Source organism: Bacillus sp. FSL W8-0848, assembly GCF_038007805.1.
In the GTDB taxonomy this organism is placed as follows: domain Bacteria; phylum Bacillota; class Bacilli; order Bacillales; family Bacillaceae; genus Bacillus; species Bacillus glycinifermentans.
This window is the reverse complement of record NZ_JBBOYB010000001.1, coordinates 2511524-2536741: the sequence shown is the minus strand read 5'-3', so window position 1 is coordinate 2536741 and position 25218 is coordinate 2511524. Positions and strand designations below refer to the sequence as shown.

The following is a 25218-nucleotide window of genomic DNA, read 5'->3' as shown; positions in this document are numbered from 1 at the left end:
GAGGTTTTAGCGAATGCGGAGCTATGAAAAATCTAAAGCGGCTTTTAAAAAAGCCCAGCAAGTCCTGCCGGGCGGAGTAAACAGTCCGGTCCGCGCGTTTAAATCGGTAAACATGGATCCGATTTTCATGGAACGGGGCAAAGGTTCGAAGATTTATGATATCGACGGAAACGAATATATTGATTACGTCTTATCATGGGGTCCGCTCATTTTAGGGCACAGCAACGAACAAGTTGTGAAAAGCATTCAAGAGACGGCCAAAAACGGGACAAGCTTCGGTGCGCCGACCGAGCTGGAAACAGAGCTCGCCGAGCTTGTCATTGAACGCGTCCCTTCCATAGAAATCGTCCGGATGGTCAGCTCGGGAACCGAAGCGACGATGAGCGCATTAAGGCTTGCAAGGGGATATACCGGCCGGAATAAAATCGTGAAATTTGAAGGCTGTTATCACGGGCACGGCGATTCGCTGCTCATCAAGGCGGGCTCCGGAGTAGCGACGCTCGGCTTGCCTGACAGCCCGGGTGTTCCCGAAAGCATTGCCAAAAATACGATTACCGTTCCATACAATGATCTCGAAACGATGAAGCTTGTCTTCAAAGAGTTCGGAGACGACATCGCCGGCGTCATTGTCGAGCCTGTAGCCGGCAATATGGGTGTCGTGCCGCCTGTTAAAGGGTTCCTCGAAGGACTCCGCGAGCTTACCGAAACATATGGTGCGCTTTTGATCTTTGACGAGGTTATGACGGGCTTCAGGGTCGATTACAATTGCGCCCAAGGCTATTTCGATGTGACGCCTGATTTGACGTGTCTCGGAAAAGTGATCGGCGGCGGGCTTCCAGTCGGTGCGTACGGAGGAAAAGCCGAAATCATGGAGAAAATCGCGCCGAGCGGACCGATTTATCAGGCCGGCACATTGTCCGGCAACCCGCTTGCCATGACAGCCGGACTCGAAACATTGAAGCAGCTGACGCCTGATTCTTATCGGGAATTTTCACGCAAAGCGGATCTTCTTGAAAAAGGAATTTCTGAAGCCGCCCGGAAAAACGGCATTCCGCATACATTTAACCGGGCGGGATCGATGATCGGCTTCTTTTTCACAGACGGGCCTGTCATCAATTATGAAACCGCCAGACAGTCTGACCTCAGCCTGTTTGCCGACTATTACAAAGGCATGGCGGATGAAGGCGTGTTCCTGCCGCCGTCACAGTTTGAAGGGCTGTTTTTGTCAACCGCCCACACGGATGAAGACATTGAACATACGATCAGAGCGGTTGAACGGGTGTTCAGCGCGATCAGCCGCAAAAAGTAAAGAACGAAGGAGGCTGCCGGCATTGCCGGCGGCCCTTTTTTTTATGTTCATATTTTGCCGTTTTTTTTCATACATCTTTACTGACATCTAATTTTAAAAATTAGGTGAAGGGAGGATATCAGTTTGCCGCAAAACCACCGTTTGCAATTTTCTGTGGAAGAGTCGATCTGTTTTCAAAAAGGACAGGAAGTATCGGAATTGTTATCGATATCATTGGATCCTGACATTTCCGTTCAGGAAGTGAATGATTACGTATCAATACGCGGGTCATTAGAGCTGACAGGCGAATACAACATAGATCAAACCCGGGAGTATGCTGAGCTGCCTGCGACAAGCCGATTTGTGGAAGACGTAAAATTGAAAGGGGACGGAAGCGCCGAGCTGACGCATTGCTTTCCCGTAGATATTACGATTCCGAAAAACAAGGTGAATCATTTAAACGATGTATTTGTGTTTATTGATGCTTTCGATTATCAGCTGACAGATGCCCGCATGCTGACGATTCAGGCGGACTTGGCGATTGAAGGCCTGCTGAATGTGAGCGGGGAAGAAGAGGAGAAAAACGGGGCGCACACCCCGCCGGTCCTGGGGGAAATTCCTCAGTATGAAGAAGAACCTGAACCTGCGTACCGGTCTTATCCGGATGAAGAAGACGATCCTGAAGAAAAGACGTTTTCCATTAGCCTAGACGCTCCGTACGATGACCAGGAAGTAGAAGAAGAAACATACGAAGATGAAGATGAAACCGATGAACAAACGGTTCCGATTTATCAATCGTTTCTCGGAGAATCCGGAAACGAAGCAAAACCGTTTTTTGCCGCTTCATTGTCCGCTGCGGAAAGAACGAAGCGCGAGCTGGAAACGCAAAAGGAAACTGAGGAAGTAAGAGAAGAGGTAAAAACAGAACGGAATATGGAAGAAAGCAGCAGGGATGCAAAAGCGGAACTGAGAATGGAGGAAAGCAGCAGGGACGCAAAAGCAGAACCGAGAATGGAAGAAAGCAGCGGGGACGCAAAAGCGGAACCGAGAATGGAAGAAAGCGAGGCGGCGGAAGAGACGGCGGAACCGTTATACAGGTCTTATTCCGATTCTGAAGAAACAAAGGAAACACCGTTTTTCGGCGTTCCTCCTATTCTGCATGATGAAGAAGAGCAGGAGGAAAGGGAGTCCTTTGAAATTGAAGTAAAACAGGAAACAGCAGAAGAAGAACCGGAGCCGAGCCATTCCATCGTAATTCCGGAATACTCTTTTCATGAGCAGGAAGAGCCTGAAGAAGAACGGGATGACAACGCGGAAGAAGAAACGAAAGAGAACGATAACGCGCTCTATTTAACGAAACTGTTTACAAAACAAGGGGAGGAGGAGTTTGCGCGAATGAGGATGTGCATCGTTCAGCAAAATGATACAATCGACCTTCTGTGCGAACGTTACGGCATTAATGCCCAGCAGCTCATCCGGATGAATTCCCTTTCTCTTGATGAAGAATTAAAGGAAGGACAAATCCTTTATATTCCCGATTATCAAAACAGCCATGCCTGATGCGTGGTGAGCAGAAATGGAAGATATCCAGTCTGTTTTGCATGAATACGGGCTTGCCGCTCAATATGTTGAGCCCGTCAGTCGAAAAGTGTGGAAAGTATATACGAACCACGGCGTATTCGCCCTGAAAAAACTGGTCGCTTCAAGGAATGCCCGTTTTACGGAGCAGATGATCATCCTTGAGGAGAAGGGCTACAGAAATTTCGTTCCCGTTTACAGAAACCGATCAGGGGAATTTTTGACCGGTGCGGGTGCTGATGTCTGCTATTTAATGCCGTGGCTTTCGCTTCAAAAAGAGGAAGAGCGCGATCAAAAGCACGAATATTTATTTCAGGAAATCGCTCTTATTCATCAGAAAACGGAAAAAGAAACCGATATAAGGCAAGAGGATACGCTCGGGCACTATGAACGGACAAAACGAAAATGGGAAGCGCAAAAACAAAGATATGAAGAGTTTCTCACAGTGGCGGAAAAAGAATGGTACATGTCGCCATTTCAGCTTCAGGCCGCGATGTATTACAAAGAGACGCTGTCCGCCGTCGATTTTGCGCTTGAACGTCTTGATGAGTGGTACGAAGCCATCAAAGGTAAGGAGTCTTCCAGACTCGTCTTAAACCACGGGCAATTGTCCGTCCGCCACTTTCTGTATAATGATATGGGCACGGGCTACTTTACCAACTTTGAGAAGGCGGGATACGGGCCGCCTGCAAATGACCTGATCGTATTTTTTACGAGAATGTTTAAGACAAATCCCGTCATGTGCCCGGAATGTGTAAGCTGGTTTTATACGTATCACAAAGTCTACCCTTTGCGCGATGAAGAAATCAGCTTGTTTTTAAGCTATATGGCTTATCCGGCAGCCGTATTTGACGAGCTGAAACGCTATCAGACGGGAAAACGCTCCGGAGAGAAAGAAGAATGCACAAGACTGCTGAAGGCGTATTGGCAAATGAAAAATGCGGAGCCGCTCGTAATGGGCATCCATCAAACAGAAGAAAACCGAAAACTCCAGGCAGAAACAGAGTCCCCATCATCATGATGCGGACTTTTCTGCTTGCAGCAGGCCTTGCCTGTTTTATATCCAGTCAAGGTGAAAGGCGCATGCAAGGAATATGAGAATACCCAACAGGAGAACATCAAACGTCGTTGGAAAGAAAAGGGTTCGAATGCCTTGAAAGATCGTAAGCGGGAGGATGACTTGAACACCGACAAGCTTTATCTGTTTCAGCCACGGCTGGAGCGAGTGAATGTTGAACTTTTTCCGCACCTTATGCCTCCTCTCCTTTTCGTTACAGCATCATATGAGAAAACGAAGCTTGTGTGCATGGCCCAATCTTGTATAAAACGGGAGAAAAACGGCAAAGATGATTGACGAAAATGAAAAAGATTTAGTAATATAAGAACAAGAAAAAAGTACGTGCTGAAAAATCAATGATCACCCGCTTTGAATGGGAAGAGTACAAAAACAGACGCTTACAGAGAGGGACTCCTAGAGCTGAAAGGTTTCCCAGCCAGTCTTTTTTGGAAGGTCGCCCAGGAGCGCAATTTCTTGAACATAAAAGTAGAGAAATTCGGGAAAGGCCCGTTATCCCATTAAGTGCGTGAATGCCTCATTCGGCGTTCATGAAAAAAGGTGGTACCGCGAGAGAGTTCTCTTCGTCCTTTTAACAGGATAAAGAGGACTCTTTTTCTATTGATCAGCCGTTTATATTGCTGGAGGTTTGAAAATGGATAAACAAGAACTGACGATGCCGACAAAATACGATCCGGCCAAAGTCGAAAAAGACAGATACGAATATTGGGTGAACGGCAAGTTTTTTGAAGCTGCAAACGACTCTGACAAAGAGCCGTATACCGTTGTCATTCCACCGCCGAATGTGACAGGGAAGCTGCATTTGGGACACGCGTGGGATTCGACGCTGCAGGATATCGTCACGAGAATGAAGCGGATGCAGGGGTATGACGTGCTGTGGCTTCCGGGAATGGACCACGCCGGAATTGCGACACAGGCAAAGGTTGAAGCCAAGCTGCGCGAGGAAGGAAAAACCCGCTATGATCTGGGGCGTGAAAAATTTCTCGAGGAAACGTGGAAATGGAAAGAGGAATACGCCGATTTCATTCGCAGCCAATGGGCAAAGCTCGGTCTTGGCCTCGATTACTCAAGAGAGCGGTTCACTCTTGATGAAGGGCTCTCAAAAGCGGTTCGCGAAGTCTTTGTGAAGCTTTATGAAAAAGGGCTGATTTACCGGGGAGAATATATCATCAACTGGGACCCGGCCACAAAAACGGCTCTGAGCGACATCGAAGTCATCTATAAAGACGTTCAAGGTGCATTCTACCATATGCGCTATCCGCTGAAAGACGGCTCAGGCTCGATTGAGATCGCGACGACCCGTCCGGAAACGATGCTCGGAGATACGGCGGTTGCGGTTCATCCGGAAGATGAACGGTACAAACACCTAATCGGAAAAACGGTCGTTCTGCCGATCACGGGAAGAGAAATTCCGATTGTCGCTGATGATTACGTCGACATGGAATTTGGTTCAGGTGCGGTGAAAATCACGCCGGCTCATGATCCGAACGACTTTGAGATCGGAAACCGCCACAATCTGGAGCGGATTCTCGTTATGAATGAAGACGGAACGATGAACGATAATGCCCTTCAATATAAAGGCATGGACCGTTTTGAATGCCGCAAAGCGATTGTGAAAGACCTACAGGAACAGGGCGTTCTTTTCAAAATCGAAGAGCATATGCATTCCGTCGGTCACAGCGAGCGCAGCGGCGCAGTCGTTGAACCGTACCTTTCAACGCAATGGTTCGTCCAAATGCAGCCGCTGGCCGATGCGGCAATCGAATTGCAAAAAAGCGAAGGCAAAGTCAATTTCGTACCGGAGCGGTTTGAAAAAACATACCTTCACTGGATGGAAAATATCCGCGACTGGTGTATTTCACGCCAGCTTTGGTGGGGCCACCGGATTCCGGCCTGGTATCATAAAGAAACGGGTGAAGTCTACGTCGGCGTTGAAGCGCCTGAGGATGCCGAAAACTGGGAGCAGGACAAAGATGTTCTTGACACGTGGTTCAGTTCGGCTCTGTGGCCGTTTTCGACGATGGGCTGGCCTGATGTCGATGAGGAAGATTTCAAGCGCTACTATCCGACTAACGTTCTTGTTACAGGATATGACATCATTTTCTTCTGGGTGTCCAGAATGATTTTCCAAGGCATCGAGTTTACGGGCGAGCGTCCGTTCAAAGACGTCTTGATTCACGGATTGATCCGAGACGACCTAGGCCGCAAGATGAGCAAATCGCTCGGAAACGGGGTCGATCCTATGGAAGTCATCGAAAAGTATGGAGCCGATTCACTCCGCTATTTCCTGGCGACCGGAAGCTCGCCTGGACAGGATTTGCGCTTCAGCTTTGAAAAGGTCGAATCTACATGGAACTTCGCAAACAAGATTTGGAATGCCTCAAGGTTTGCGTTGATGAACATGGACGGTATGACGTATGAAGAACTCGATTTATCAGGTGAAAAATCGGTTGCAGATAAATGGATTTTAACGAGATTAAACGAAACGATCGAAACGGTGACACATCTTGCAGAAAAATACGAATTCGGCGAAGTCGGCCGCCATCTCTACAACTTTATTTGGGACGATTTCTGCGACTGGTACATCGAAATGGCCAAACTTCCGCTTTACGGCGATGATGAAGCGGCCAAAAAGACGACACGCTCCGTTTTGGCGTATGTACTGGATCAGACGATGCGCCTCCTGCATCCGTTCATGCCATTTTTAACAGAGGAGATTTGGCAGCACCTTCCTCATGAAGGTGAATCGATTACGGTTGCGAAGTGGCCTGAAGTCGTCAAAGCATATTCCGACGAAGAGGCTGCGGCAAATATGAAGCTTCTCGTTGAAGTGATCCGTGCAGTGCGGAATATCCGCAGTGAAGTCAATACACCGCTCAGCAAACAGATCGAGCTTTATATCAAAACGAGCTCGCCTGAAGTCGCCGGGCGCCTTGAAGAAAACCGCTCTTACGTGGAACGCTTTACAAACCCGAGCGTGCTTGAAATCGGAACGGACGTCAAGACGATTGATAAAGCGATGACTGCCGTTGTATCAGGGGCAGAGTTGATTTTGCCGCTTGAAGGGCTGATCAACATTGACGAAGAAATCAGCCGCCTTGAAAAAGAGCTCGGTAAATTGAACAAAGAAGTCGAACGGGTTCAGAAGAAATTAAGCAATTTAGGCTTTATGAAAAAAGCGCCGCAGCACGTCATCGACGAAGAGCGGGCGAAAGAAGCCGATTATACAGCAAAACGCGAAGCCGTCGAAAAAAGGATCGCCGAATTGAAAAACTAAAAAAGGAAAAGCGAGGTGTTTTTCGGTCTTCACAAGGCCGGAAAACACCTTCATCATTGAAGGGAGGGAACAGGCTTGTTCAACACGTTTGAAGAAGCGCTAAGCTGGTTGAACGGAAGGCTGAAATTCGGCATCAAGCCGGGGCTGGAACGAATGGAGTGGCTGCTTGATGCGCTCGGGCACCCGGAGAAAAAAATGAAAGCTGTGCACGTTGCCGGAACAAACGGAAAAGGGTCGACGATCGCCTTTATCCGCTCGATAATGCAGGAAGCCGGATATACGGCGGGCACGTTCACTTCCCCTTATATCGTAACCTTCAACGAACGGATCAGCGTGGACGGCATTCCGATTTCAGATGAGGAGTGGACGGCGCTTTTCAATGAAATCGCACCGCTCGTCCTGGAGCTGGAAAAAACCGAACTTGGGGCGGCCACCGAATTTGAAATCATCACCGCTTGTGCATTTTTATATTTTGCTGCATACCGCAAGACCGATTTTGTTATTTTTGAAACGGGCCTTGGCGGCCGCCTTGATTCGACGAATGTCGTCGAACCGATATTGACGGTCATCACCTCGATCGGCCGCGACCACACCGCGATCTTGGGAGATACACTGGAAGAGATCGCGGCTGAAAAAGCGGGAATCATCAAGCAGGGCGTGCCCGTGTTAACAGCTGTTCATCAGCGTGAAGCTGCCGGTGTGATCAAACGCAAAGCTGCGGAAAAATGCGCTCCGTATATATCCCTTCAGGAGACTTGCGACATATACGGGGAGCTCTCTCTGCCGGATGGCGAACGGTTTTCGCTAAAGACGCCTGAGCAGCAGTACGAACAGCTTGAAACCGGCCTGATCGGCACCCATCAGCGGCAAAATGCTTCTTTGGCGGTTCTTGCAGCTGAATGGCTCGCCGCGGAAAATTACGCCGATATCAGCCGGGAAGCGCTTCGTGCCGGTTTGAAAAAAGCGGAATGGGCCGGCCGCTTTGAAAAAGTGCTGGAACAGCCGCTTACATATATTGACGGCGCTCATAACAAAGAAGGCGTCGGCCGTCTGACCGAGACGATAGCCGCTCACTTTGGGGATCGGAACATCCACGTTTGTTTCAGCGCCTTAAAAGACAAGCCCTATCAGGATATGATCCGCGAAATAGAGGCGTTTGCATCTTCGGTTCATTTTACATCGTTTGATTTTCCGAGAGCCGAATCCGCTCAAAAACTGTACGAGCAAAGCCGGGCCCGCTATAAAACCTGCGGCGAAAACATCGACTCCGTGTTTCGGTTTATCGAAGAAAAAGCTGCGGATGAAAAAGCCGTCGTGATCATTACGGGCTCGCTCTACTTTATTTCCGCCGTCAGAGCGGCATTGAAACGATAAAAGGCAAAAATGCGTTTTTAGCTTAGGCTGAAGGCGCATTTTTATATTTTCGCGAACAGCGGCCCTCTCCAAGGTTTGCTAAAATGGAAGCCCCTGGCCTGCCGGAAGATCCGGGCCGGGAAATCCTGCGAGAGGCTGATGTTCGTTGATGTACTTTTTCATAACCGGTTTGGTGCTAGGCTCTTTTTTTAATGCGGCAGGCCGCCGCATCCCTCAAAAAACCTCATTGCTCGCTCCGCGTTCCGCCTGCCCCGTCTGCCGCCGCCCATTGACTTTTCTTGAGCTGATACCGGTGCTGTCCTACGTCTTGCAGAGAGGAAAGTGCAGAGGGTGCAAGTGCTCCATTTCGATCGTCTATCCGGCCGTTGAGCTGACGGCGGCTTTTCTGTTTCCCTTTGCATGGCTGCAGATGGGCGGAGAGGGAGAGCTTGTCATGGCGCTTTTGCTCATTTCTTTGCTGCTGATCGCTTTTGTCTCAGATGTGACGTATATGGTCATACCCGATGCCGTACTTTGTGTTTTTCTGCCTATTTTCGTTGCCGGGCGTTTATTGATTCCGCTTGACCCTTGGCATTCGAGCATAACGGGGGCGGCTTGCGGATGCCTGCTGCCGCTCTTTACGGCTGCTGTGACGAAAGGGGGCATCGGCGGGGGCGATGTGAAGCTGTTTGCCGTCCTTGGCGTCGTCCTGGGAGCCAAGCTGATCGTGCTCGTGTTTTTCCTGTCCGCCGCCTGCGGAACGGTGATCGGGCTTACAGCCATGGCTTGCGGAAAGCTCAAGCGAAGGGATCCCTTTCCGTTTGCGCCCGCCATTTTGATCGGAACGCTGACAGGCTATTTTTACGGCGATCAGCTGATCGATTTGTACGTCCAAATGACGGCATAAAAAATTTGACGAAACCTTTTTGAACGAGACGACAAAAGTCTTGTTCTTTTTTTTTCGGGCTGTGATACAGTGTGGACAATAAGAGGGACAAGCCTTCAGGAGATCTCCTCCTTCCTTTTGGCTCCCTCTGTTTCTAACGGGATACTGCTATGCTCATCATACAATCAAAAACAGAAAGCGAGGGATGTACATTGAAAAAACGGAAAAGCAAGAAAATTTCGGCCGGGAACACGCCTAAAGAAGATCCGCTCAAAGTGATGATCAACGGAAAGGAAGAGACGATATACGGCACGGCGAAAGCAGAGGCGCAGGAAAAACATAAGGAAAAGAAACTGACCTTTTCGAATTGGGAAGAAAAGCGGAAGGCGGAGCAGGAGATATCCGCTTCAAAGGAGGACAGAAAACCCGAAACGGACGAATTTACATGGGCTGAGCCGGATGAGGAAGAGGCCGTTTTTAAAGACGATCCAAAAGTGGTGACGCCTTATCAAAAGAAACATGAAGCCAAAGGCAGTCAAAAGGCGAAACGAACGTTTTCTTACCCCGTTAAGCGTTTCGCGATGACGATTATTTTCGCTGTTTTGCTCGGCACAGGCCTCGGCGTTTTTGCTCTCAACCTTGCATCAGATAAAGGAGAAGTGCCGGCATCGGGCAGTCTTGGCGCGAATGCGGAAGACGGCGGGGCGGTCAAAGCCGGGGACAGCGATGGCGAAAAACAGGCGGCTGGCAAAGCCGGTGCGGATTTTAAAGGCTTTGCCGTGCAGGCGGGCAAATTCTCTTCAAAAGAAGGGGCGGAAACGATGGCTTCTCAAATCGTTGAAAAAGGATATGCCGCTGTTCCGCTGGCAAAAGATGACGGATATTACGTGATCGCCGGCATAACCGGTGAAAAGCAGATGACTTCTCAGCTCGGACAGATTTTGATCGATCACGATCTTGATGCGTGGGGCGGAAAAGAGCTGTCGGTTTCGCTTGATTCCGATTTGTCCCCGGCTTTTAAAGAAGCGGCAGAGCTGTCGGCAAAAGCGATTCTCGGCGCCGAGGTAACCGCGAAAAACGTCGCCGATCTCAAAGCGGAAATTGATGGAATAAAGCCAAATGGAGACTCGGAAAAGATAAAAGAGGGCATACTAAAGGCCGTGAATCTGCTGGAAAAACCGACAGCGGCAAACGGCTGGAAAAGCCAGCAGCTATTGCTCAGCCAAATGAAATAATCATTTGAACCAGCCGATGGGCTGGTTTTTTTGATTTATCGATTTTTGTCATCAAAAAGTTATTTTTCTGAAATTGTGGCTGAGGCTTTCTTTTGGTAGGATAAAACAAGTATCTTTATTTCTTAAGCAAAAAACCCGTGAAAGGATGGCTTCCCATGACACAGCCGCTTATTTTAGCTTCACAATCACCCCGCAGAAAGGAACTCCTCGACCTCCTGCACATTCCATACCGCGTCGTGGCGAGCAACGCAGAAGAAAAATTAAACCGAAACTTTTCGCCGGAAGAGAACGTCAAATGGTTGGCGGAACAAAAAGTGCGAAAAGTAGCCGAGCAATATCCTGATGCTGTCGTGCTTGGCGCCGACACCATAGTTTGTTTTGAAGGCGTTTGTCTGGGCAAGCCGAAAGATGCCGGGGAAGCCGGAAGGATGCTGAAAATGCTTTCCGGACAAACCCATTCGGTGCTGACGGGTGTCTGCATCAAGTCAAACAGCAAATGCGAAACATTTTTTGAGGAAACCGAAGTCACCTTTTGGCCTCTCGAAGATAAAGAAATCAGCGCCTATATTGATACGGGCGAACCGTTTGATAAAGCAGGTTCATACGGAATACAGGGAAAGGGCGCGCTCTTCGTCAAACATATTAAGGGCGATTACTACACGGTTGTGGGGCTGCCTATTTCCAAAACGATGAGAATGCTGAAGCGGTTTGGTCTGCACTCCTATTGATGAACCGAACGGGAAGGGGAATCACAGGGAGGGTTTTATCATTAGCGATCAGCCATTAAAATTAAGAGATTTTCCGGAAGATGAAAGGCCTCGCGAACGGCTCTTGAACATGGGCGCCGAAAGCCTGTCAAATCATGAATTGCTGGCGGTTCTTTTAAGAACCGGAACAAAAAAAGAATCGGTTCTCCAGCTTTCAAGCCGCCTTCTTCAGACGTTCGACGGCCTGCGTTTATTAAAAGAAGCATCTGTTGAAGAGCTTTCAAGCATCTCGGGCATCGGCCGCGCGAAAGCCGTTCAAATATTGGCGGCTCTCGAACTCGGCCGGCGCATTCATAAGCTTGTGTACGAAGAGCGGCATGTGATCCGCTTTCCTGAGGATGCAGCGAATTTGCTGATGGAAGATATGCGTTTTTTGTCTCAGGAACACTTCGTCTGTCTCTACCTGAATTCTAAAAATCAGGTAATCCACAAACGCACCGTCTTTATCGGCAGCCTGAACTCTTCCATTGTCCATCCGCGGGAAGTGTTTAAGGAGGCTTTGAAGCGGTCAGCCGCTTCTTTTATCTGCGTGCACAACCATCCTTCGGGAGACCCGGCACCGAGCAGCGAAGATATCGATGTTACAAGGCGTCTCAATGAATGCGGACAGCTCATCGGAATCGAATTGCTCGACCATATTATCATCGGCGATCAAAAATTTGTGAGCTTAAAAGAAAAAGGATATTTGTAACACTTTTTTTTTCATTAAATTAAGCTATAATAGAATTTATGGTTTTTGCTTAGGAATTTGTTTTAAGAAAGGAAGATACATACAAATGTTTGGAATTGGTGCGAGAGACCTTGGAATAGATTTGGGAACAGCGAATACGCTTGTCTTTGTCAAAGGAAAAGGAATTGTCGTTAGGGAGCCTTCTGTCGTTGCGCTTCAAACGGACACAAAGCAAATTGTCGCAGTCGGTAATGACGCGAAAAATATGATCGGACGGACTCCGGGAAATGTCGTTGCGCTCCGCCCGATGAAAGACGGAGTCATCGCTGATTATGAAACAACGGCAACGATGATGAAGCATTATATTAGCAAAGCTGTGAAAAACAAAGGATTGTTTGCAAGAAAACCTTATGTAATGGTCTGTGTTCCATCCGGAATTACAGCGGTAGAACAGCGCGCGGTTATCGATGCCACACGCCAGGCGGGCGCAAGAGACGCCTATCCGATTGAAGAACCGTTTGCCGCGGCGATCGGCGCAAACCTGCCTGTTTGGGAGCCGACCGGAAGCATGGTTGTTGACATCGGCGGAGGAACGACCGAAGTCGCGATTATTTCCCTTGGAGGAATTGTCACTTCCCAATCCATCCGTGTAGCCGGGGATGAGATGGACGAGGCGATTATCTCTTATATCAGAAAAACGTACAATCTGATGATCGGGGATCGCACTGCCGAAGCTATCAAACTCGAAATCGGCTCGGCCGAAGCAAGTGAAAACGGAGAAAGCATGGAAATCCGCGGCCGCGATCTTTTAACAGGACTGCCGAAAACGATTGAAATCACCGAGAAAGAAATTACGGCGGCGCTTCGCGATACTGTGTCTGCAATCGTAGACGCCGTGAAAAATACGCTGGAAAAAACACCGCCTGAACTTGCGGCTGACATTATGGACCGCGGAATCGTCCTGACGGGCGGAGGCGCGCTTCTTCGCCATTTGGATAAAGTCATCAGCGAAGAAACGAAAATGCCGGTTATCATTGCGGAAGACCCTCTTGACTGTGTAGCGATCGGAACAGGTAAAGCACTCGAACAAATTCATCTATTTAAAGGGAAAAATTAAGGACACAGTGAAATAGAAGAGGTGTATAATCATGCCGCAGTTTTTTACGAATAAACGGTTGATGCTTTTACTCCTTTGTATCATCATTTTGGTGGCAATGATTGGATTTTCGTTGAAGAACGACCGTAATGCAACTTGGCCCGAAAAATTCATTGGCGATACAACTGGTGTATTCCAAACCATTTTTCATACGCCCGCTCAGTTTTTTTCGGGCTTCTTTGAAAATGTAGAAGACTTAAAAAACACTTATGATGAAAACGAGCGCCTGCGGAAGAAGCTTGACGGCCAGACTCAGTATGAAGCAAAGCTTCAGGAACTCGAAAACGAAAACAAGTCCCTTCGCAAGGAGCTAGGCCATTTGAAGTCGATCAGAGACTATAATCCGATACTGGCGACTGTCATCGCCAGAAACCCGGATAAATATGAATGGTGGAACATGATCACGATTAACAAAGGCTCCAAGCATGGCGTGAAAAAAGACATGGCGGTCACAGACGAAAACGGCAACCTGATCGGTAAAATCGACAGCACAAAAGTGAATAGCTTCACTTCCACTGTCCAGCTTTTAAGCGCGACGGACAGAAACAACCGAATTTCGACCATCGTTTCGGCTAATAAAGGCAAAAAAACGGTAAACGGCATTATCAACGGATATGATTCTGACAAAAAGGCGCTGTCCATGGAAATTATTGATCCTGATAAAGAAAGGGATATCAAAAAAGGCGACCTGGTTGAAACCTCCGGGGCAGGCGGAGTATTTCCAAAAGGCTTAACGGTCGGAAAGGTGACAGAGGTCGAACCCGATTCTTACGGTTTGACAAAAATCGCTTACGTGAAGCCGGCTGCTGATTTGTATAATCTTGATAATGTCATTGTCGTTGATCGTACACTCGACACGGTGAATGAGGAGGAGGGAGGATCGTGAAGCGGTTCCTTCTTCCTGTCATCATGATGTTTGTCCTGGCGTCTGAAAGCGTTTATGCAGATTTTGTCAGATTGCCTTTTATCGGCGATGATCTGCAGCTGATTCCGCGTTTTCTGCTGCTCGTCTTAGTTTTTATGACGGCTTACGTCAATCAGTCGTTTGCCATTACATATGGATTTATATTCGGACTGCTATACGATATTAACTATACCGACCTTTTAGGGGTATACATGTTTGGTTTTGCCGGTATTTGTTATTTAACGTCAAAGGCGTTTAAAGTGCTGCAGACGAACGCGCTTGTCGTGATCTTCATATCGGTTCTTGCCGTCTGTGTCCTTGAGTTTTATCAATACGGCGTACAGATGTTAATACGGCCGGAGATCATGCCGTTCCATCAATTTGTGCTGGAAAGGCTGCTTCCTACTCTCGGATTAAACGCGGTTGCGGGAATTTTGCTCATTTACCCGTTCAAAGCGTTTTTTACCAGTCTTAAGAAAGAGCTTCGGGAAGAGTAAAAAAAGGATTTTATCAGCCGATGTCGAAATGAGTATGATGTTGAGGTGAACACCGTGAAGACCCAAAAGCAGCAATACGTAACAATTAAAGGAACGAAAAATGGATTGACGCTTCATCTTGATGACACATGCTCTTTTGAAGAATTACTGAACGGTCTTCAGGATATGCTGTCACTCGAACATTATATGGATGGAAAAGGCCAGAAAATCAGTGTTCTCGTAAAGCTTGGCCACCGCTATGTGACGAAGGAACAAGAAGCCAGGCTGACCGAAGTGATCACTGAGAAGCAAAATCTGTTTATCCAGTCCATCGAAAGTGAAGTCATGACCAAAACAGAAGCCGACCGCTTAAAAAAAGAAAGCGAGGTCATTTCGGTCGCCAAAATCGTTCGCTCGGGACAAGTCCTGGAAACAGATGGCGATTTGCTTCTCATCGGGGATGTGAACCCGGGAGGAATGGTGAAGGCCGGAGGAAATATTTTTGTCCTCGGCTCTTTAAGAGGGATTGCCCACGCTGGTTTTAACGGAAATAAACGAGCTGTTATTGCGGCTTCCGATATGAGACCGACTCAATTACGCATAAATCATGTGCTCAATCGCTCCCCAGACCACATCCAAGAAGGGAACGACATGGAATGTGCTTATTTAGACGAAGAAGAGAATATGGTCATTGACCGCCTTCAACAATTGGCTCATTTGAGACCTAGTTTAACAAGGCTTGAGGGAGGAATGTAAAGTTGGGTGAAGCTATCGTAATAACCTCGGGGAAAGGCGGAGTAGGCAAAACGACGACATCCGCGAATCTTGGCACCGCTTTGGCCATCTTGGGAAAGCGGGTATGTCTTGTTGACACAGACATCGGCCTGCGCAATCTCGATGTCGTCATGGGCCTTGAGAATCGAATTATCTATGATCTGGTGGATGTCGTTGAAGAAAGATGCAAGATCCATCAGGCGCTTGTAAAGGATAAACGCTTTGATGACCTGCTTTATTTGCTTCCGGCGGCACAGACAAGCGACAAATCGGCGGTTCTGCCGGAGCAGATGGTCAAATTAATCCAGCAGTTAAAACAGGATTTTGACTATATCGTTATTGACTGTCCGGCAGGAATTGAGCAGGGATATAAAAATGCGGTTTCCGGCGCTGACAAAGCCATTGTCGTGACGACACCGGAAATTTCAGCCGTTCGTGACGCCGATCGGATTATCGGACTTCTCGAGAAAGAGGAGAACATTGAGCCGCCCCGTCTGATCATCAACCGGATCCGCAATCACTTAATGAAAAACGGCGATACGCTTGACGTTGACGAAGTGATTCAGCATTTATCCATCGAATTGATCGGCATCGTCGCCGATGATGATGAAGTCATTAAGGCATCCAACAACGGAGAGCCGGTTGTCATGGACCCCAACAACAAGGCTTCCATCGCATACCGGAACATCGCCCGCCGCGTTCTCGGCGAATCCGTGCCTTTACAGTCATTTGAAGAAGAGCATAAAGGCGTGTTTGCCAGAATTAAATCGTTCTTCGGCGTGCGCGCATAATGCCAAAAAGCAATCTCAAGTTATGAGATTGCTTTTTTCATAGCATTTATTCTCTACCTTCATGTTCCACATAATGTTTCAGTATGGAGAGCTTGTTGTCCCAATACCGGTCGAAATAGGAGAGCCACTCCTGCAATTCGATCAGCGGTTCGGGATGAAGCCTGTACAGCTTCTCCCTTCCCGCTTTTCGTTCGCTCACAAGCCGCGCATCAGACAAAATCCGCAAATGCTTGGAGACGGCCGTCCTTGTTATCGGAAAATGGCTGCTGATATCGGTAATGGGCATTTCCCGATCAGCGAGAAGCTTCAGCAGCTTCCTCCTCGTCGGATCGGCGACCGCCCGAAACACATCATGTTTTTGCGCTGATGAAGACACTAGCCTTCAACTGCCATGCGAAGCCTTTGATTGACGAGCCCTTCCCAGCCGCCGTTCATCCTGTCGCGGACGTCCGAATTGTTTGCTCCCGCTTTTGGAACGATTTCTTCCGGCTCTCCCCAGCCGGAGTGAATCAAAGTAAACTCAGTGCCGCCGCCGGCTGTCTCTTTTAATTCAAAGGTCACGATCCAGCCTGACGTGTCCCAGGTGAAAGAGAGGCGATGCGGAGCTTCAAGCTCAATCACTTTGCACGGTGAAGGTCCATATGGCGACTGCAGGGTGAATTCATGGCCGATTTCAGGCTGAAAATTGTTCGCCATGAACCAGGCGGCAATTCCCTCGCTTGTCGCAACCGCTTCCCATACTTTTTGAATCGGCGCATGAAATGTGACCCTTTTATGTATATCAGGCACATGGCTGTTTTGTTCTTTCATTCGAATACCTCCGTCATGAAAAATATGAAACCAAAAGGTTTCGTTTTTTTATTATACGAAACCTTTTGGTTTCATGTCAATAATATCGGTATAAATGCTGTGGACAAGACATATCATGGTACAAACCAACGTGAATGTAAAGGATGAGGGGTATGAGTCACAGAGCAGATGAAATCCGCAAAAGAATCGCGAAAAAGCGAAAACGGAAAACGCCGGCAAATGGACCGGGCCGCCCTGACAGATCAAAGCGCCCGCTGCCACCGCCCGCCTGGACAGCCTTTCCGGAGGATGATAAACATGAGGAGTTCCCCGCATATGAAGGGGGTTCAACTTTGATAAACGGAAAGCATCCGCTTGTAAAGGCCGATGCATTCATCATAAAATGCCTCCTGTCAGCATGCCTCGTTCTTGTGTCTGCCATTGCTTATAAAGGCCATTTTGAATCCGTGAAGCAGGTCAAACCGGTGATCGGCCGGATGTTCACAGAAGAATTTCAATTTGCGGCCCTTGGACATTGGTATGAATCAAAGTTCGGACACCCGCTTTCGCTGTTTCAGCCGAAAAGCGGAAAGCAGTCAGAGCAAATGGAGGTCAACCAGGAGCTTGTCACCCCTGCGATGGGGAAAGTTCAGCAGAAATTTTCCGGAGAGGGGATCAAAGTCGAAACCGAAAGCGAAACGATTGAGAGCATGAAAGAGGGCTATGTCATTGAAGTGGAAAAAAGCCCGGAGACAGGCCTGACGGTTGTCATCCAGCATGCCGATAACAGCTACACCTATTACGGACAGTTGAAAAAGGTCGATGTCGCTTTATACGATTTCGTCGATAAAGGAGCCAAGCTCGGAACGATTCAGCAAAATAAAGACCATAAAGGCGTCTATTATTTTGCAATTAAACAAGGAGACGAATTTGTCGATCCGATACAGGTGATATCGTTTGATGAATAGATGGACAGAGCTCATCGCAAAGCTTCATATCCATCCCCTGCTCTGGCTGGTGATGGCGCTCGCTTTAATGACCGGGCATATTAAAGCGTTATTTTGCTTAATGATCGTCATTTTGGTTCATGAGCTTGGCCATGCCGCAGCAGCCGTCTATTTTTCCTGGAGGATCAAACGGATTTTTCTGCTTCCTTTCGGGGGAGCCCTTGAGGTTGACGAGCATGGAAACAGACCGTTAAAAGAAGAACTTGCCGTCGTTTGCGCTGGGCCGGTACAGCACATATGGCTTCAGTCAGCCGCTTGGCTGATGTCTGCCAATTCGCTCCTCGAACCGAAAATGTTTGATATGTTTACATTTTACAACTTGACGATCCTGCTGATGAATCTGTTTCCCGTCTGGCCGCTGGACGGGGGGAAGCTGTTGTTTCTGCTTTTTTCGAAATATTTGCCGTATCAAAAGGCGCAGCAAATGATCCTGTCCGTATCGTGTGGCGGCTGTGCACTGTTCATGATAGCGGTTTTGGCGGTTTCTCCAATGCAGCTGAGCGCCTGGGTGCTGCTCGTATTTCTATCCGTCTCCCTTTACCGGGAATACAGAAGCAGGCATTACGCCCATATCCGTTTTCTGCTTGAACGCTATTACGGAAAAGAGCGGGAAGTCCGCCGGCTTGCACCGCTCACCGTTTGCGCGGATGAGCGCATATACGACGTCATGTTGATGTTCAGGAGAGGCTGCAAGCATCCGATTATCATTGAAAAAGACGGGGAAAAGCTGAGCCAGCTCGATGAAAATGAAGTTCTTCACGCCTATTTCGCCGATAAACGAACGACGTCTTCAATGGGAGAGCTTCTGTCGGTTTATTGAAAACTGTATTGACATTCGTCTGTGATTCTGGTATATTTTTTAATGTTATGGATGTAGCACCCGTGCTACAACCGCTCAGCGCAGGCGCTAAGTGCTTGATAAAGCCCCCTGCTGACTGGCGAGTCTTAGTTTATTAGGAGGTGCAGAGATGTACGCAATTATTCAAACAGGCGGAAAACAAATCAAAGTTGAAGAAGGTCAAACTGTATACGTTGAAAAGCTTGCTGCTGAAGTCGGCGAAACAGTTACTTTTGACAACGTATTGTTTGTCGGCGGTGAAAACGTTAAAGTTGGAAACCCTACGGTTGAAGGCGCTACGGTAACAGGCAAAGTTGAAAAACAAGGCCGCGCTAAAAAAATTACCGTATTTAAGTACAAGCCGAAGAAAAACCAACATAAAAAACAAGGTCATCGTCAGCCTTACACAAAAGTCGTAATTGAAAAAATTAACGCTTAAGGCGTGTAGGATATGATTCAGGCAACAATTACAAGATCCCGGCTGGACGGGGACATTTTGTCCTTTGAAATGACGGGGCATGCGAATTTTGCTGAACATGGACACGATCTCGTTTGTGCCGGAGCATCTGCCGTTGCCTTCGGAGCGGTCAATGCTGTCATCGCACTGGCCGGCATTGATCCGATCCTCGATCTTGGGGAAGACGGGGGATATTTGTCTTTCCGGTTCCCTGATGAGACAGATCAGGAAGCGCGGAGCAAAGCCCAGTTGCTTCTTGAAGGCATGATCGTTTCCCTGCAAACGATCGAACGGGATTACAAAGGTTACTTACGAGTAACAGAGAACAAAATATAGGAGGTGAGCTACATGCTAAGACTAGATCTTCAGTTTTTCGCTTCTAAAAAAGGAGTAGGTTCAACGAAAAACGGACGTGACTCTGAGGCTAAACGTTTAGGTGCTAAACGTGCTGACGGTCAATTCGTAACAGGCGGTTCCATCCTTTACCGTCAACGCGGAACAAAAATTTACCCAGGTGAAAACGTGGGCCGCGGCGGAGATGACACTCTATTTGCGAAAATCGACGGAACTGTTAAATTCGAACGTTTCGGCCGTGACCGCAAAAAAGTGAGCGTATATCCTGTAGCCTAACCTTTAAACGAAACTCCGGTCGTTCTGACCGGAGTTTTTTTTACATATCAATTTCAATCCCGGACACGCTATCCGGCAAATGCCGGGATTCCGCTGGAGATTCCGCATAAACGTGTTTCATTTATACTGTCTTCTCTGTTATAATTCAAAGTACAAACCGGATCAGACTCCTAAAAAGAGACCAAACGATTGGGAGTGCCAAAATGGAAGAAATATCGAAAAAACGAGAAAAGAATATCGATGACACGGCTTTGACTCATGAGCTTATCCATCTGCTCAGCCACTCAAGGCACGACTGGATGAATAAACTTCAATTGATTAAAGGAAACCTAACATTAAAGAAATATGACCGCGTGTTTGAGATCATTGATGAAGTGGTCATTGAGGCTCAGCATGAATCAAAGCTTTCAAACCTGAAAATACCGCGGTTTGCTTACGATTTGCTCACGTTTAACTGGACGGCTCATTCGCTGACGCTTGAATATGAGGTGATCGGAGAAGTCAGGGATCTCTCGGCTTATGATGAAAAGCTGGTGATTCTCATCAGAAAGCTGTTTCGGATTTTTGACGAATGCGTTTCAAAAGAGAGCGAAAACCATTTGACCGTCACGCTGCAAACGGACGGACCCGAGGGAAGCCTCGTCATTTATCTCGACTTTCACGGCGCCTTGACAGAGCTTATCGGCTTTGAAGAATTTCAGAAATCACCTGAAGATTTTTATGAAATCAGGCGGCTCGATGTTTCAGAGCGTGAATGTCTTGCTGAAATCCACGTCAAGTAAACGCGGTTTTAAAGGAATAGAACGGAGGACATTATGTTTGTTGATCAGGTAAAAGTATATGTTAAAGGCGGAGACGGAGGCAACGGAATGGTTGCGTTCCGCCGCGAAAAGTATGTGCCGAAAGGAGGCCCTGCGGGGGGAGACGGCGGAAAAGGCGGAGACGTCGTGTTTAAAGTCGACGAAGGTCTCAGCACGCTGATGGATTTTCGCTATCAGAGGCATTTCAAGGCTGCCCGCGGAGAGCATGGCATGTCCAAAAACCAGCACGGCAGAAATGCGGAGGATATGGTTGTCAAAGTTCCGCCGGGCACCGTTGTCATTGATGATGATACGAAACAGGTGATCGCCGATTTGACGGAACACGGACAGGAAGCCGTCATTGCCAAAGGCGGCCGAGGAGGCCGCGGCAACACACGGTTTGCGACACCGGCAAATCCGGCGCCGCAGCTTTCGGAAAACGGCGAACCGGGCAAAGAACGCTACGTCGTTCTTGAATTAAAGGTGTTGGCCGATGTCGGGCTTGTCGGCTTTCCGAGCGTCGGAAAGTCAACGCTTTTGTCTGTCGTTTCTTCAGCCAAGCCGAAAATCGCCGATTATCACTTTACGACGCTTGCTCCGAACCTCGGCATGGTGGAAACCGATGACGGCCGCAGCTTTGTGATGGCTGACCTTCCGGGGCTCATTGAAGGCGCTCATGAAGGAGTCGGCCTTGGCCATCAGTTCTTGAGACATATCGAGAGAACGCGTGTCATCGTTCATGTGATTGACATGTCAGGCCTTGAAGGGCGCGATCCTTACGAGGATTATGTGACAATCAACAAGGAGCTTGAGCAGTACAATCTCAGGCTGACAGAACGGCCGCAGATTATCGTCGCCAATAAGATGGATATGCCTGAGGCGGAAGAAAACCTGAAGGCTTTTAAAGAAAAACTCACAGACGATCACCCCGTTTTCCCGATCAGCGCCGTTACAAGACAGGGATTGAGAGATCTGCTGTTTGAGATCGCCAATCGTTTGGAAACAACGCCGGAATTCCCGCTGTATGACGAGGAAGAACTGACAGAAAACAGGGTCATGTACAAATTGGAAGACGAAGAGGCGCCGTTCGAAATTACCCGTGATTCTGACGGAACCTTCGTCCTGAGCGGAGCCAAGCTCGAACGCTTATTTAAAATGACAGATTTCTCAAGGGACGAGTCCGTCAAGCGGTTTGCGAGACAGCTTCGCGGCATGGGCGTTGATGATGCATTGCGCGCACGCGGGGCAAAAGACGGGGATACGATACGTTTGCTTGAATTTGAATTTGAATTCATTGATTGATCGTGCCGGAGAGTTTGCGATGCAAACTCTCCGACATTCATTAGGATACAGGGTTTTTAAAAGGAGAGAAGAGCCATTGAAAGAGGAGACCTTTTATCTTGTCAGGGAAGACGTGCTGCCCGAAGCCATGCGGAAAACGCTCGAGGTCAAAAAGCTGATCGAACGGAAGAAAGCTGAGTCTGTAGCAGAAGCCGTCCAAAAAGTTGATTTAAGCAGGAGCGCTTTTTACAAGTACAGAGATGCGGTTTTTCCTTTTTATACAATGGTCAAAGAACAAATCATCACACTTTTTTTCCATTTGGAAGACCGTTCGGGAACATTATCGCATCTGCTGCAGGTTGTGGCTGATTCAGGGTGCAACGTGCTGTCGATTCACCAGACCATCCCCCTTCAAGGAAGAGCCAATGTTACATTATCGCTCAGCACGAGGGGGATGGCTGAAAATGTTGATTTGCTTATGAACAAATTAAGAAAGCTGGAATTCGTAGAAAAGGTCGAAATACTAGGTTCAGGCGCTTAAGGGAGAGAAGTGTATATACCATGAACATGAAAGTCGGTTATTTAGGTCCAGAAGCAACATTTACCCATTTGGCCGTGTGCTCTTGTTTTGCAGAGGCCAAACAGCAAGCATATAATACGATACCTGCCTGTATGGACGCAGCCATGAGCGGTGAAATCGATCTTGCCGTTGTTCCGCTGGAAAACGCGATCGAAGGATCGGTGAACATGACGATCGATTATTTAATCCATGAACAGCCTCTTTATATTGTCGGGGAAATCACGGCGCCGATCCGCCAGCATTTGCTGGTGCACCCTTCAAGAAAAGAAGAATGGACGAACATCGAGAAAATCTATTCACATTCACACGCGATTGCGCAATGCCACAAGTTTTTGCACCGCCAGTTTGATTCGGTTCCTTTCGAATACGCGACTTCAACGGGAGCCGCGGCAAAATACGTGAGCGAGAACCCGGATAAAAACATCGCGGTGATCGCCAATGAAATGGCGGCGAAAACGTATCGATTAGACATTGTAAAGAGGGACATCCACGACTACGAATATAATCATACGAGATTTGTGATGCTCCATCCGGATCAGCATGCTTCCGTTCAAGTCAATCCGGAATTAACATCAAGGCCGAAGACGACTTTGATGGTGACCCTTCCTTCGGACAGATCAGGGGCGCTTCATCAAGTACTGTCCGCTTTCGCTTGGAGAAATTTGAATCTTTCTAAAATTGAATCCAGGCCGACAAAAACAGGATTGGGAAATTACTTTTTTATCATTGATATCGAAATGGCGCTAGACGACGTCCTTATCCCAGGTGCCGCTGCAGAGCTCGAAGCATTGGGCTGCAAAGTGAAGGTGCTCGGGACGTACAATGCCTATGCCTTATAATGAAAAGGTCCTTGTGCCATCAGGCAAAGGGACCTTTTTTCGTTTATTCTTGAATTAAGATGCCGGCTTTCTTCAGCGCATCGCAAGCCTGTTCGATTTTCTCTTCGCCGTCTGCCTCCAGCGTGTGAAGGTGTATGCCGTTTGTCAGCTGTGACAAGTATGCGGCGTTTGTCGAAGAAATTTTTTTCACGAAATCTGCGACTTCCTTTCTCGTACTGACCCTGATGGATGCTGTCAGATCGCCATACACGGGATGCTCGATCGTAACATCCTTTACCGTCACCCCAAAATCGACGATCATGTTCAGTTCTTCTTCCGTTTTGCCGGGGTCGTGGTCGCAGGCGATGATGCGTTTGACCGGCTGTTTGTCAGAGGCTTGCGCCCGCAAATACATATATCCTTGACTCGTTGCAATAATCGGTTCATTTTTTGCTTTTAATAAGGATATATCCTGTACGATCACCTGTCTTGAAACAGAAGCTTTTTTCGCCAGCTCGCTGCCCGTCAGAGGTTTCTCAGATTCTTTAAGCCATGCGAGCAGGTGTTTTCGCCGCTCAGCTCCCGTAAGTTTTAATCCGTCTGTCAATCCGATGGTCTCCTTTCTCATGTTTTCATCTTTTCAAATACGTCCAGCAGTTTATCTACGTGCTCTTTTGTCGTCTCATATCCGAACGAAATTCGAATAAAGCGAAGGGCCTGCTCCTTTGGAACGCGGAGAGCCTTCATCGTGTTTGACGGCTCTTGATGGCCCGCGGAACACGCGCTTCCCGTTGAAATGCAAATGCCGCGCCTGTTACATTCCAGCATAACATATTGTCCTTCAAAGGAATGAAAAAAACAACCTAAAATATGCGGAAGCACTTTGTGACCGGCCGAATCGGAGACGGCGAGGGAGACGGGAAGGCATCGTTCCTGCAAGCGCCTCAAAAAATAGCCGCGAAGCTTTTGGTGTTTTTCAAAAACGGCGTCCATCCTGCCGGCCGTCTTTTCAGCCGCCGTAATAAATGCGCCGATTCCGGGCACATTGACGGTTCCGCTGCGAAAACCGTCCTCATGCAGAGTTCCGGGATAAACCGGCTTCCAGCCCACGCTCGGCCGAATATAAACTGCGCCGATTCCTTTAGGGCCGTATACTTTATGGCTTGAAACCGATAAAGCATCCACACCGAGTTCTTCAACGTTTACCGGGATTTTGGCAAACGTCTGAACGGCATCGCTGTGCAGGAGAACGCCCCGTTTATGCAAAAAGGAGGACAATTCAGCGAGCGGCTGGATGATTCCTGTTTCTGAATTGGCATGCTGTATCGAGACAAGCCCTGTGTCAGGACGGAGGTGCCGTTCCAATATATCGGCCGTGATCACCCCGTTTGCGTCAGGCTTCATCGTGCTGACTTCGTATCCGAGCGCGGTCAGATGCCGCTTTAAAATATGCATGGACTGATGCTCCATTTCTGTCATGATAAAATGGCGTTTTCCTGAAGGCAGACCGTTCAATATCGAATGGACGGCCAACATATTCGATTCGGTGCCGCCGCTCGTAAAATAAATGCCTTCAGCCTTGCCTGAGATGATCTCTGCCAGCTTAGCCCGGCAGTAATGCAACACGCTTTCCGCTTTTCCGCCGGCGTCATGGAGGCTGCTTGAATTTCCGTAAACCTCTCTGCTCAATTGTTCAAACGCTTGCAGGGCATCGCTTAAGACAGGGGTTGTCGCTGCATAGTCAAGGTATATCATGATTATCGTCTCCATTATAAAAAATGCTTGAGT

Annotated in this window: 27 protein-coding genes, 1 pseudogene and 2 other annotated features; of the genes and pseudogenes, 23 read left to right on the top strand and 5 right to left on the bottom strand. The window is 48.1% G+C overall.

Features of this window, described 5'->3' with window-relative positions; genetic code table 11:
• Positions 1-13 precede the first annotated feature (13 nt).
• From hemL to ysxE, 3 genes are all read left to right on the top strand, one after another.
• Complete coding sequence (gene hemL / locus NSQ39_RS13245; RefSeq protein ID WP_175075669.1) at positions 14-1309, top strand: glutamate-1-semialdehyde 2,1-aminomutase; 1296 nt, start codon at positions 14-16, stop codon at positions 1307-1309.
• Positions 1310-1432: 123 nt separating this feature from the next.
• A complete protein-coding gene (locus NSQ39_RS13240) occupies positions 1433-2848 on the top strand; it encodes a LysM peptidoglycan-binding domain-containing protein (RefSeq protein ID WP_175075668.1) in 1416 nt (471 codons plus the stop codon).
• 16 nt (positions 2849-2864) lie between these two features.
• Complete coding sequence (gene ysxE / locus NSQ39_RS13235) at positions 2865-3887, top strand: spore coat protein YsxE (protein WP_046132058.1); 1023 nt, start codon at positions 2865-2867, stop codon at positions 3885-3887.
• Between the two features lie 36 nt (positions 3888-3923).
• Here ysxE and NSQ39_RS13230 read toward each other — a convergent pair whose 3' ends face one another.
• The gene (locus tag NSQ39_RS13230) at positions 3924-4115 is read right to left on the bottom strand and encodes a hypothetical protein (RefSeq protein WP_082094150.1); all 192 of its coding nucleotides are present in this window, start codon (positions 4113-4115) and stop codon (positions 3924-3926) included.
• Between the two features lie 168 nt (positions 4116-4283).
• Positions 4284-4515, top strand: a binding site (T-box leader).
• Between the two features lie 60 nt (positions 4516-4575).
• On the opposite strand from NSQ39_RS13230, the gene NSQ39_RS13225 reads away from it, so the two are divergent.
• The 11 genes from NSQ39_RS13225 (at position 4576) to minD (ending at position 16230) form a co-directional block, all read left to right on the top strand.
• A complete protein-coding gene (locus NSQ39_RS13225) occupies positions 4576-7218 on the top strand; it encodes a valine--tRNA ligase (protein ID WP_175075667.1) in 2643 nt (880 codons plus the stop codon).
• A gap of 75 nt (positions 7219-7293) precedes the next feature.
• Positions 7294-8592 carry a bifunctional folylpolyglutamate synthase/dihydrofolate synthase gene (locus tag NSQ39_RS13220; protein ID WP_175075666.1) on the top strand — a complete coding sequence of 433 codons (1299 nt, stop codon included), beginning with the start codon at positions 7294-7296 and terminating at the stop codon, positions 8590-8592.
• A gap of 148 nt (positions 8593-8740) precedes the next feature.
• On the top strand, positions 8741-9478 hold the full coding sequence (locus NSQ39_RS13215; RefSeq protein ID WP_175075665.1) for a prepilin peptidase: 738 nt from the start codon (positions 8741-8743) through the stop codon (positions 9476-9478).
• Positions 9479-9669: 191 nt separating this feature from the next.
• Positions 9670-10692, top strand: a complete 1023-nt coding sequence (locus NSQ39_RS13210) for an SPOR domain-containing protein (protein ID WP_175075664.1) — start codon at positions 9670-9672, stop codon at positions 10690-10692.
• 155 nt (positions 10693-10847) lie between these two features.
• Positions 10848-11420, top strand: coding sequence for a Maf family protein (locus tag NSQ39_RS13205; RefSeq protein WP_046132062.1), 573 nt, complete (start codon positions 10848-10850; stop codon positions 11418-11420).
• A 37-nt stretch (positions 11421-11457) separates the two neighbouring features.
• The gene (radC, locus tag NSQ39_RS13200; RefSeq protein WP_175075742.1) at positions 11458-12150 is read left to right on the top strand and encodes a RadC family protein; all 693 of its coding nucleotides are present in this window, start codon (positions 11458-11460) and stop codon (positions 12148-12150) included.
• An 85-nt stretch (positions 12151-12235) separates the two neighbouring features.
• The gene (locus NSQ39_RS13195) at positions 12236-13246 is read left to right on the top strand and encodes a rod shape-determining protein (protein WP_046132063.1); all 1011 of its coding nucleotides are present in this window, start codon (positions 12236-12238) and stop codon (positions 13244-13246) included.
• Between the two features lie 31 nt (positions 13247-13277).
• On the top strand, positions 13278-14171 hold the full coding sequence (gene mreC, locus NSQ39_RS13190; protein WP_046132064.1) for a rod shape-determining protein MreC: 894 nt from the start codon (positions 13278-13280) through the stop codon (positions 14169-14171).
• A complete protein-coding gene (mreD, locus tag NSQ39_RS13185; protein WP_175075663.1) occupies positions 14168-14686 on the top strand; it encodes a rod shape-determining protein MreD in 519 nt (172 codons plus the stop codon). The genes mreC and mreD overlap by 4 nt, the downstream gene beginning before the upstream one ends.
• Positions 14687-14740: 54 nt before the next feature.
• A complete protein-coding gene (minC, locus tag NSQ39_RS13180) occupies positions 14741-15421 on the top strand; it encodes a septum site-determining protein MinC (RefSeq protein ID WP_046132066.1) in 681 nt (226 codons plus the stop codon).
• Positions 15422-15423: 2 nt separating this feature from the next.
• A complete protein-coding gene (gene minD, locus NSQ39_RS13175; RefSeq protein ID WP_175075662.1) occupies positions 15424-16230 on the top strand; it encodes a septum site-determining protein MinD in 807 nt (268 codons plus the stop codon).
• Between the two features lie 46 nt (positions 16231-16276).
• Here the strand turns inward: minD and NSQ39_RS13170 are convergent, their stop codons facing one another.
• Positions 16277-16606 carry an ArsR/SmtB family transcription factor gene (locus tag NSQ39_RS13170; RefSeq protein ID WP_175075661.1) on the bottom strand — a complete coding sequence of 110 codons (330 nt, stop codon included), beginning with the start codon at positions 16604-16606 and terminating at the stop codon, positions 16277-16279.
• A complete protein-coding gene (locus NSQ39_RS13165; RefSeq protein WP_175075660.1) occupies positions 16606-17040 on the bottom strand; it encodes an SRPBCC family protein in 435 nt (144 codons plus the stop codon). The genes NSQ39_RS13170 and NSQ39_RS13165 overlap by 1 nt, the downstream gene beginning before the upstream one ends.
• Positions 17041-17192: 152 nt before the next feature.
• Here NSQ39_RS13165 and NSQ39_RS13160 point away from each other — a divergent pair, with 152 nt between their 5' ends.
• From NSQ39_RS13160 to pheA, 9 genes are all read left to right on the top strand, one after another.
• Positions 17193-17987, top strand: coding sequence for a peptidoglycan DD-metalloendopeptidase family protein (locus NSQ39_RS13160; RefSeq protein WP_175075659.1), 795 nt, complete (start codon positions 17193-17195; stop codon positions 17985-17987).
• Positions 17980-18846, top strand: a complete 867-nt coding sequence (locus tag NSQ39_RS13155; RefSeq protein ID WP_046132071.1) for a M50 family metallopeptidase — start codon at positions 17980-17982, stop codon at positions 18844-18846. Before NSQ39_RS13160 ends, NSQ39_RS13155 begins: the two co-directional genes overlap by 8 nt.
• 59 nt (positions 18847-18905) lie before the next feature.
• Positions 18906-18982, top strand: a sequence feature (ribosomal protein L21 leader region).
• A gap of 12 nt (positions 18983-18994) precedes the next feature.
• Complete coding sequence (gene rplU, locus NSQ39_RS13150; RefSeq protein ID WP_046132072.1) at positions 18995-19303, top strand: 50S ribosomal protein L21; 309 nt, start codon at positions 18995-18997, stop codon at positions 19301-19303.
• A 12-nt stretch (positions 19304-19315) separates the two neighbouring features.
• Positions 19316-19657 (top strand): ribosomal-processing cysteine protease Prp, encoded by a 342-nt coding sequence (locus tag NSQ39_RS13145; protein ID WP_175075658.1) that lies wholly within the window; start codon positions 19316-19318, stop codon positions 19655-19657.
• A 12-nt stretch (positions 19658-19669) separates the two neighbouring features.
• Positions 19670-19951 (top strand): 50S ribosomal protein L27, encoded by a 282-nt coding sequence (gene rpmA, locus NSQ39_RS13140; RefSeq protein ID WP_006637844.1) that lies wholly within the window; start codon positions 19670-19672, stop codon positions 19949-19951.
• A gap of 203 nt (positions 19952-20154) precedes the next feature.
• Positions 20155-20733, top strand: a complete 579-nt coding sequence (locus NSQ39_RS13135) for a sporulation initiation phosphotransferase B (protein WP_046132074.1) — start codon at positions 20155-20157, stop codon at positions 20731-20733.
• 33 nt (positions 20734-20766) lie between these two features.
• On the top strand, positions 20767-22053 hold the full coding sequence (gene obgE / locus NSQ39_RS13130; RefSeq protein WP_046132075.1) for a GTPase ObgE: 1287 nt from the start codon (positions 20767-20769) through the stop codon (positions 22051-22053).
• Positions 22054-22129: 76 nt separating this feature from the next.
• Positions 22130-22573, top strand: a complete 444-nt coding sequence (locus NSQ39_RS13125; protein ID WP_175075657.1) for an ACT domain-containing protein — start codon at positions 22130-22132, stop codon at positions 22571-22573.
• Between the two features lie 26 nt (positions 22574-22599).
• Positions 22600-23451 (top strand): prephenate dehydratase, encoded by an 852-nt coding sequence (gene pheA / locus NSQ39_RS13120; RefSeq protein ID WP_046132151.1) that lies wholly within the window; start codon positions 22600-22602, stop codon positions 23449-23451.
• 43 nt (positions 23452-23494) lie between these two features.
• On the opposite strand, the gene NSQ39_RS13115 is transcribed toward pheA, so the two are convergent.
• A complete protein-coding gene (locus NSQ39_RS13115; RefSeq protein WP_046132077.1) occupies positions 23495-24037 on the bottom strand; it encodes a transcription repressor NadR in 543 nt (180 codons plus the stop codon).
• Positions 24006-25185 (bottom strand): annotated as a pseudogene (locus NSQ39_RS13110) (IscS subfamily cysteine desulfurase). The gene NSQ39_RS13115 and the pseudogene NSQ39_RS13110 overlap by 32 nt, the downstream one beginning before the upstream one ends.
• Between the last annotated feature and the right edge of the window lie 33 nt (positions 25186-25218).

Coding starts and splice junctions, on each gene's coding strand:
- hemL (WP_175075669.1), top strand. CDS start 14: ATGCGGAGCTATGAAAAATCTAAAGCGGCTTTTAAAAAAGCCCAGCAA.
- ysxE (WP_046132058.1), top strand. CDS start 2,865: ATGGAAGATATCCAGTCTGTTTTGCATGAATACGGGCTTGCCGCTCAA.
- NSQ39_RS13225 (WP_175075667.1), top strand. CDS start 4,576: ATGGATAAACAAGAACTGACGATGCCGACAAAATACGATCCGGCCAAA.
- NSQ39_RS13215 (WP_175075665.1), top strand. CDS start 8,741: ATGTACTTTTTCATAACCGGTTTGGTGCTAGGCTCTTTTTTTAATGCG.
- NSQ39_RS13205 (WP_046132062.1), top strand. CDS start 10,848: ATGACACAGCCGCTTATTTTAGCTTCACAATCACCCCGCAGAAAGGAA.
- NSQ39_RS13195 (WP_046132063.1), top strand. CDS start 12,236: ATGTTTGGAATTGGTGCGAGAGACCTTGGAATAGATTTGGGAACAGCG.
- mreC (WP_046132064.1), top strand. CDS start 13,278: ATGCCGCAGTTTTTTACGAATAAACGGTTGATGCTTTTACTCCTTTGT.
- NSQ39_RS13165 (WP_175075660.1), bottom strand. CDS start 17,040: ATGAAAGAACAAAACAGCCATGTGCCTGATATACATAAAAGGGTCACA.
- NSQ39_RS13160 (WP_175075659.1), top strand. CDS start 17,193: ATGAGTCACAGAGCAGATGAAATCCGCAAAAGAATCGCGAAAAAGCGA.
- NSQ39_RS13155 (WP_046132071.1), top strand. CDS start 17,980: ATGAATAGATGGACAGAGCTCATCGCAAAGCTTCATATCCATCCCCTG.
- rplU (WP_046132072.1), top strand. CDS start 18,995: ATGTACGCAATTATTCAAACAGGCGGAAAACAAATCAAAGTTGAAGAA.
- NSQ39_RS13145 (WP_175075658.1), top strand. CDS start 19,316: ATGATTCAGGCAACAATTACAAGATCCCGGCTGGACGGGGACATTTTG.
- rpmA (WP_006637844.1), top strand. CDS start 19,670: ATGCTAAGACTAGATCTTCAGTTTTTCGCTTCTAAAAAAGGAGTAGGT.
- NSQ39_RS13135 (WP_046132074.1), top strand. CDS start 20,155: ATGGAAGAAATATCGAAAAAACGAGAAAAGAATATCGATGACACGGCT.
- obgE (WP_046132075.1), top strand. CDS start 20,767: ATGTTTGTTGATCAGGTAAAAGTATATGTTAAAGGCGGAGACGGAGGC.
- pheA (WP_046132151.1), top strand. CDS start 22,600: ATGAAAGTCGGTTATTTAGGTCCAGAAGCAACATTTACCCATTTGGCC.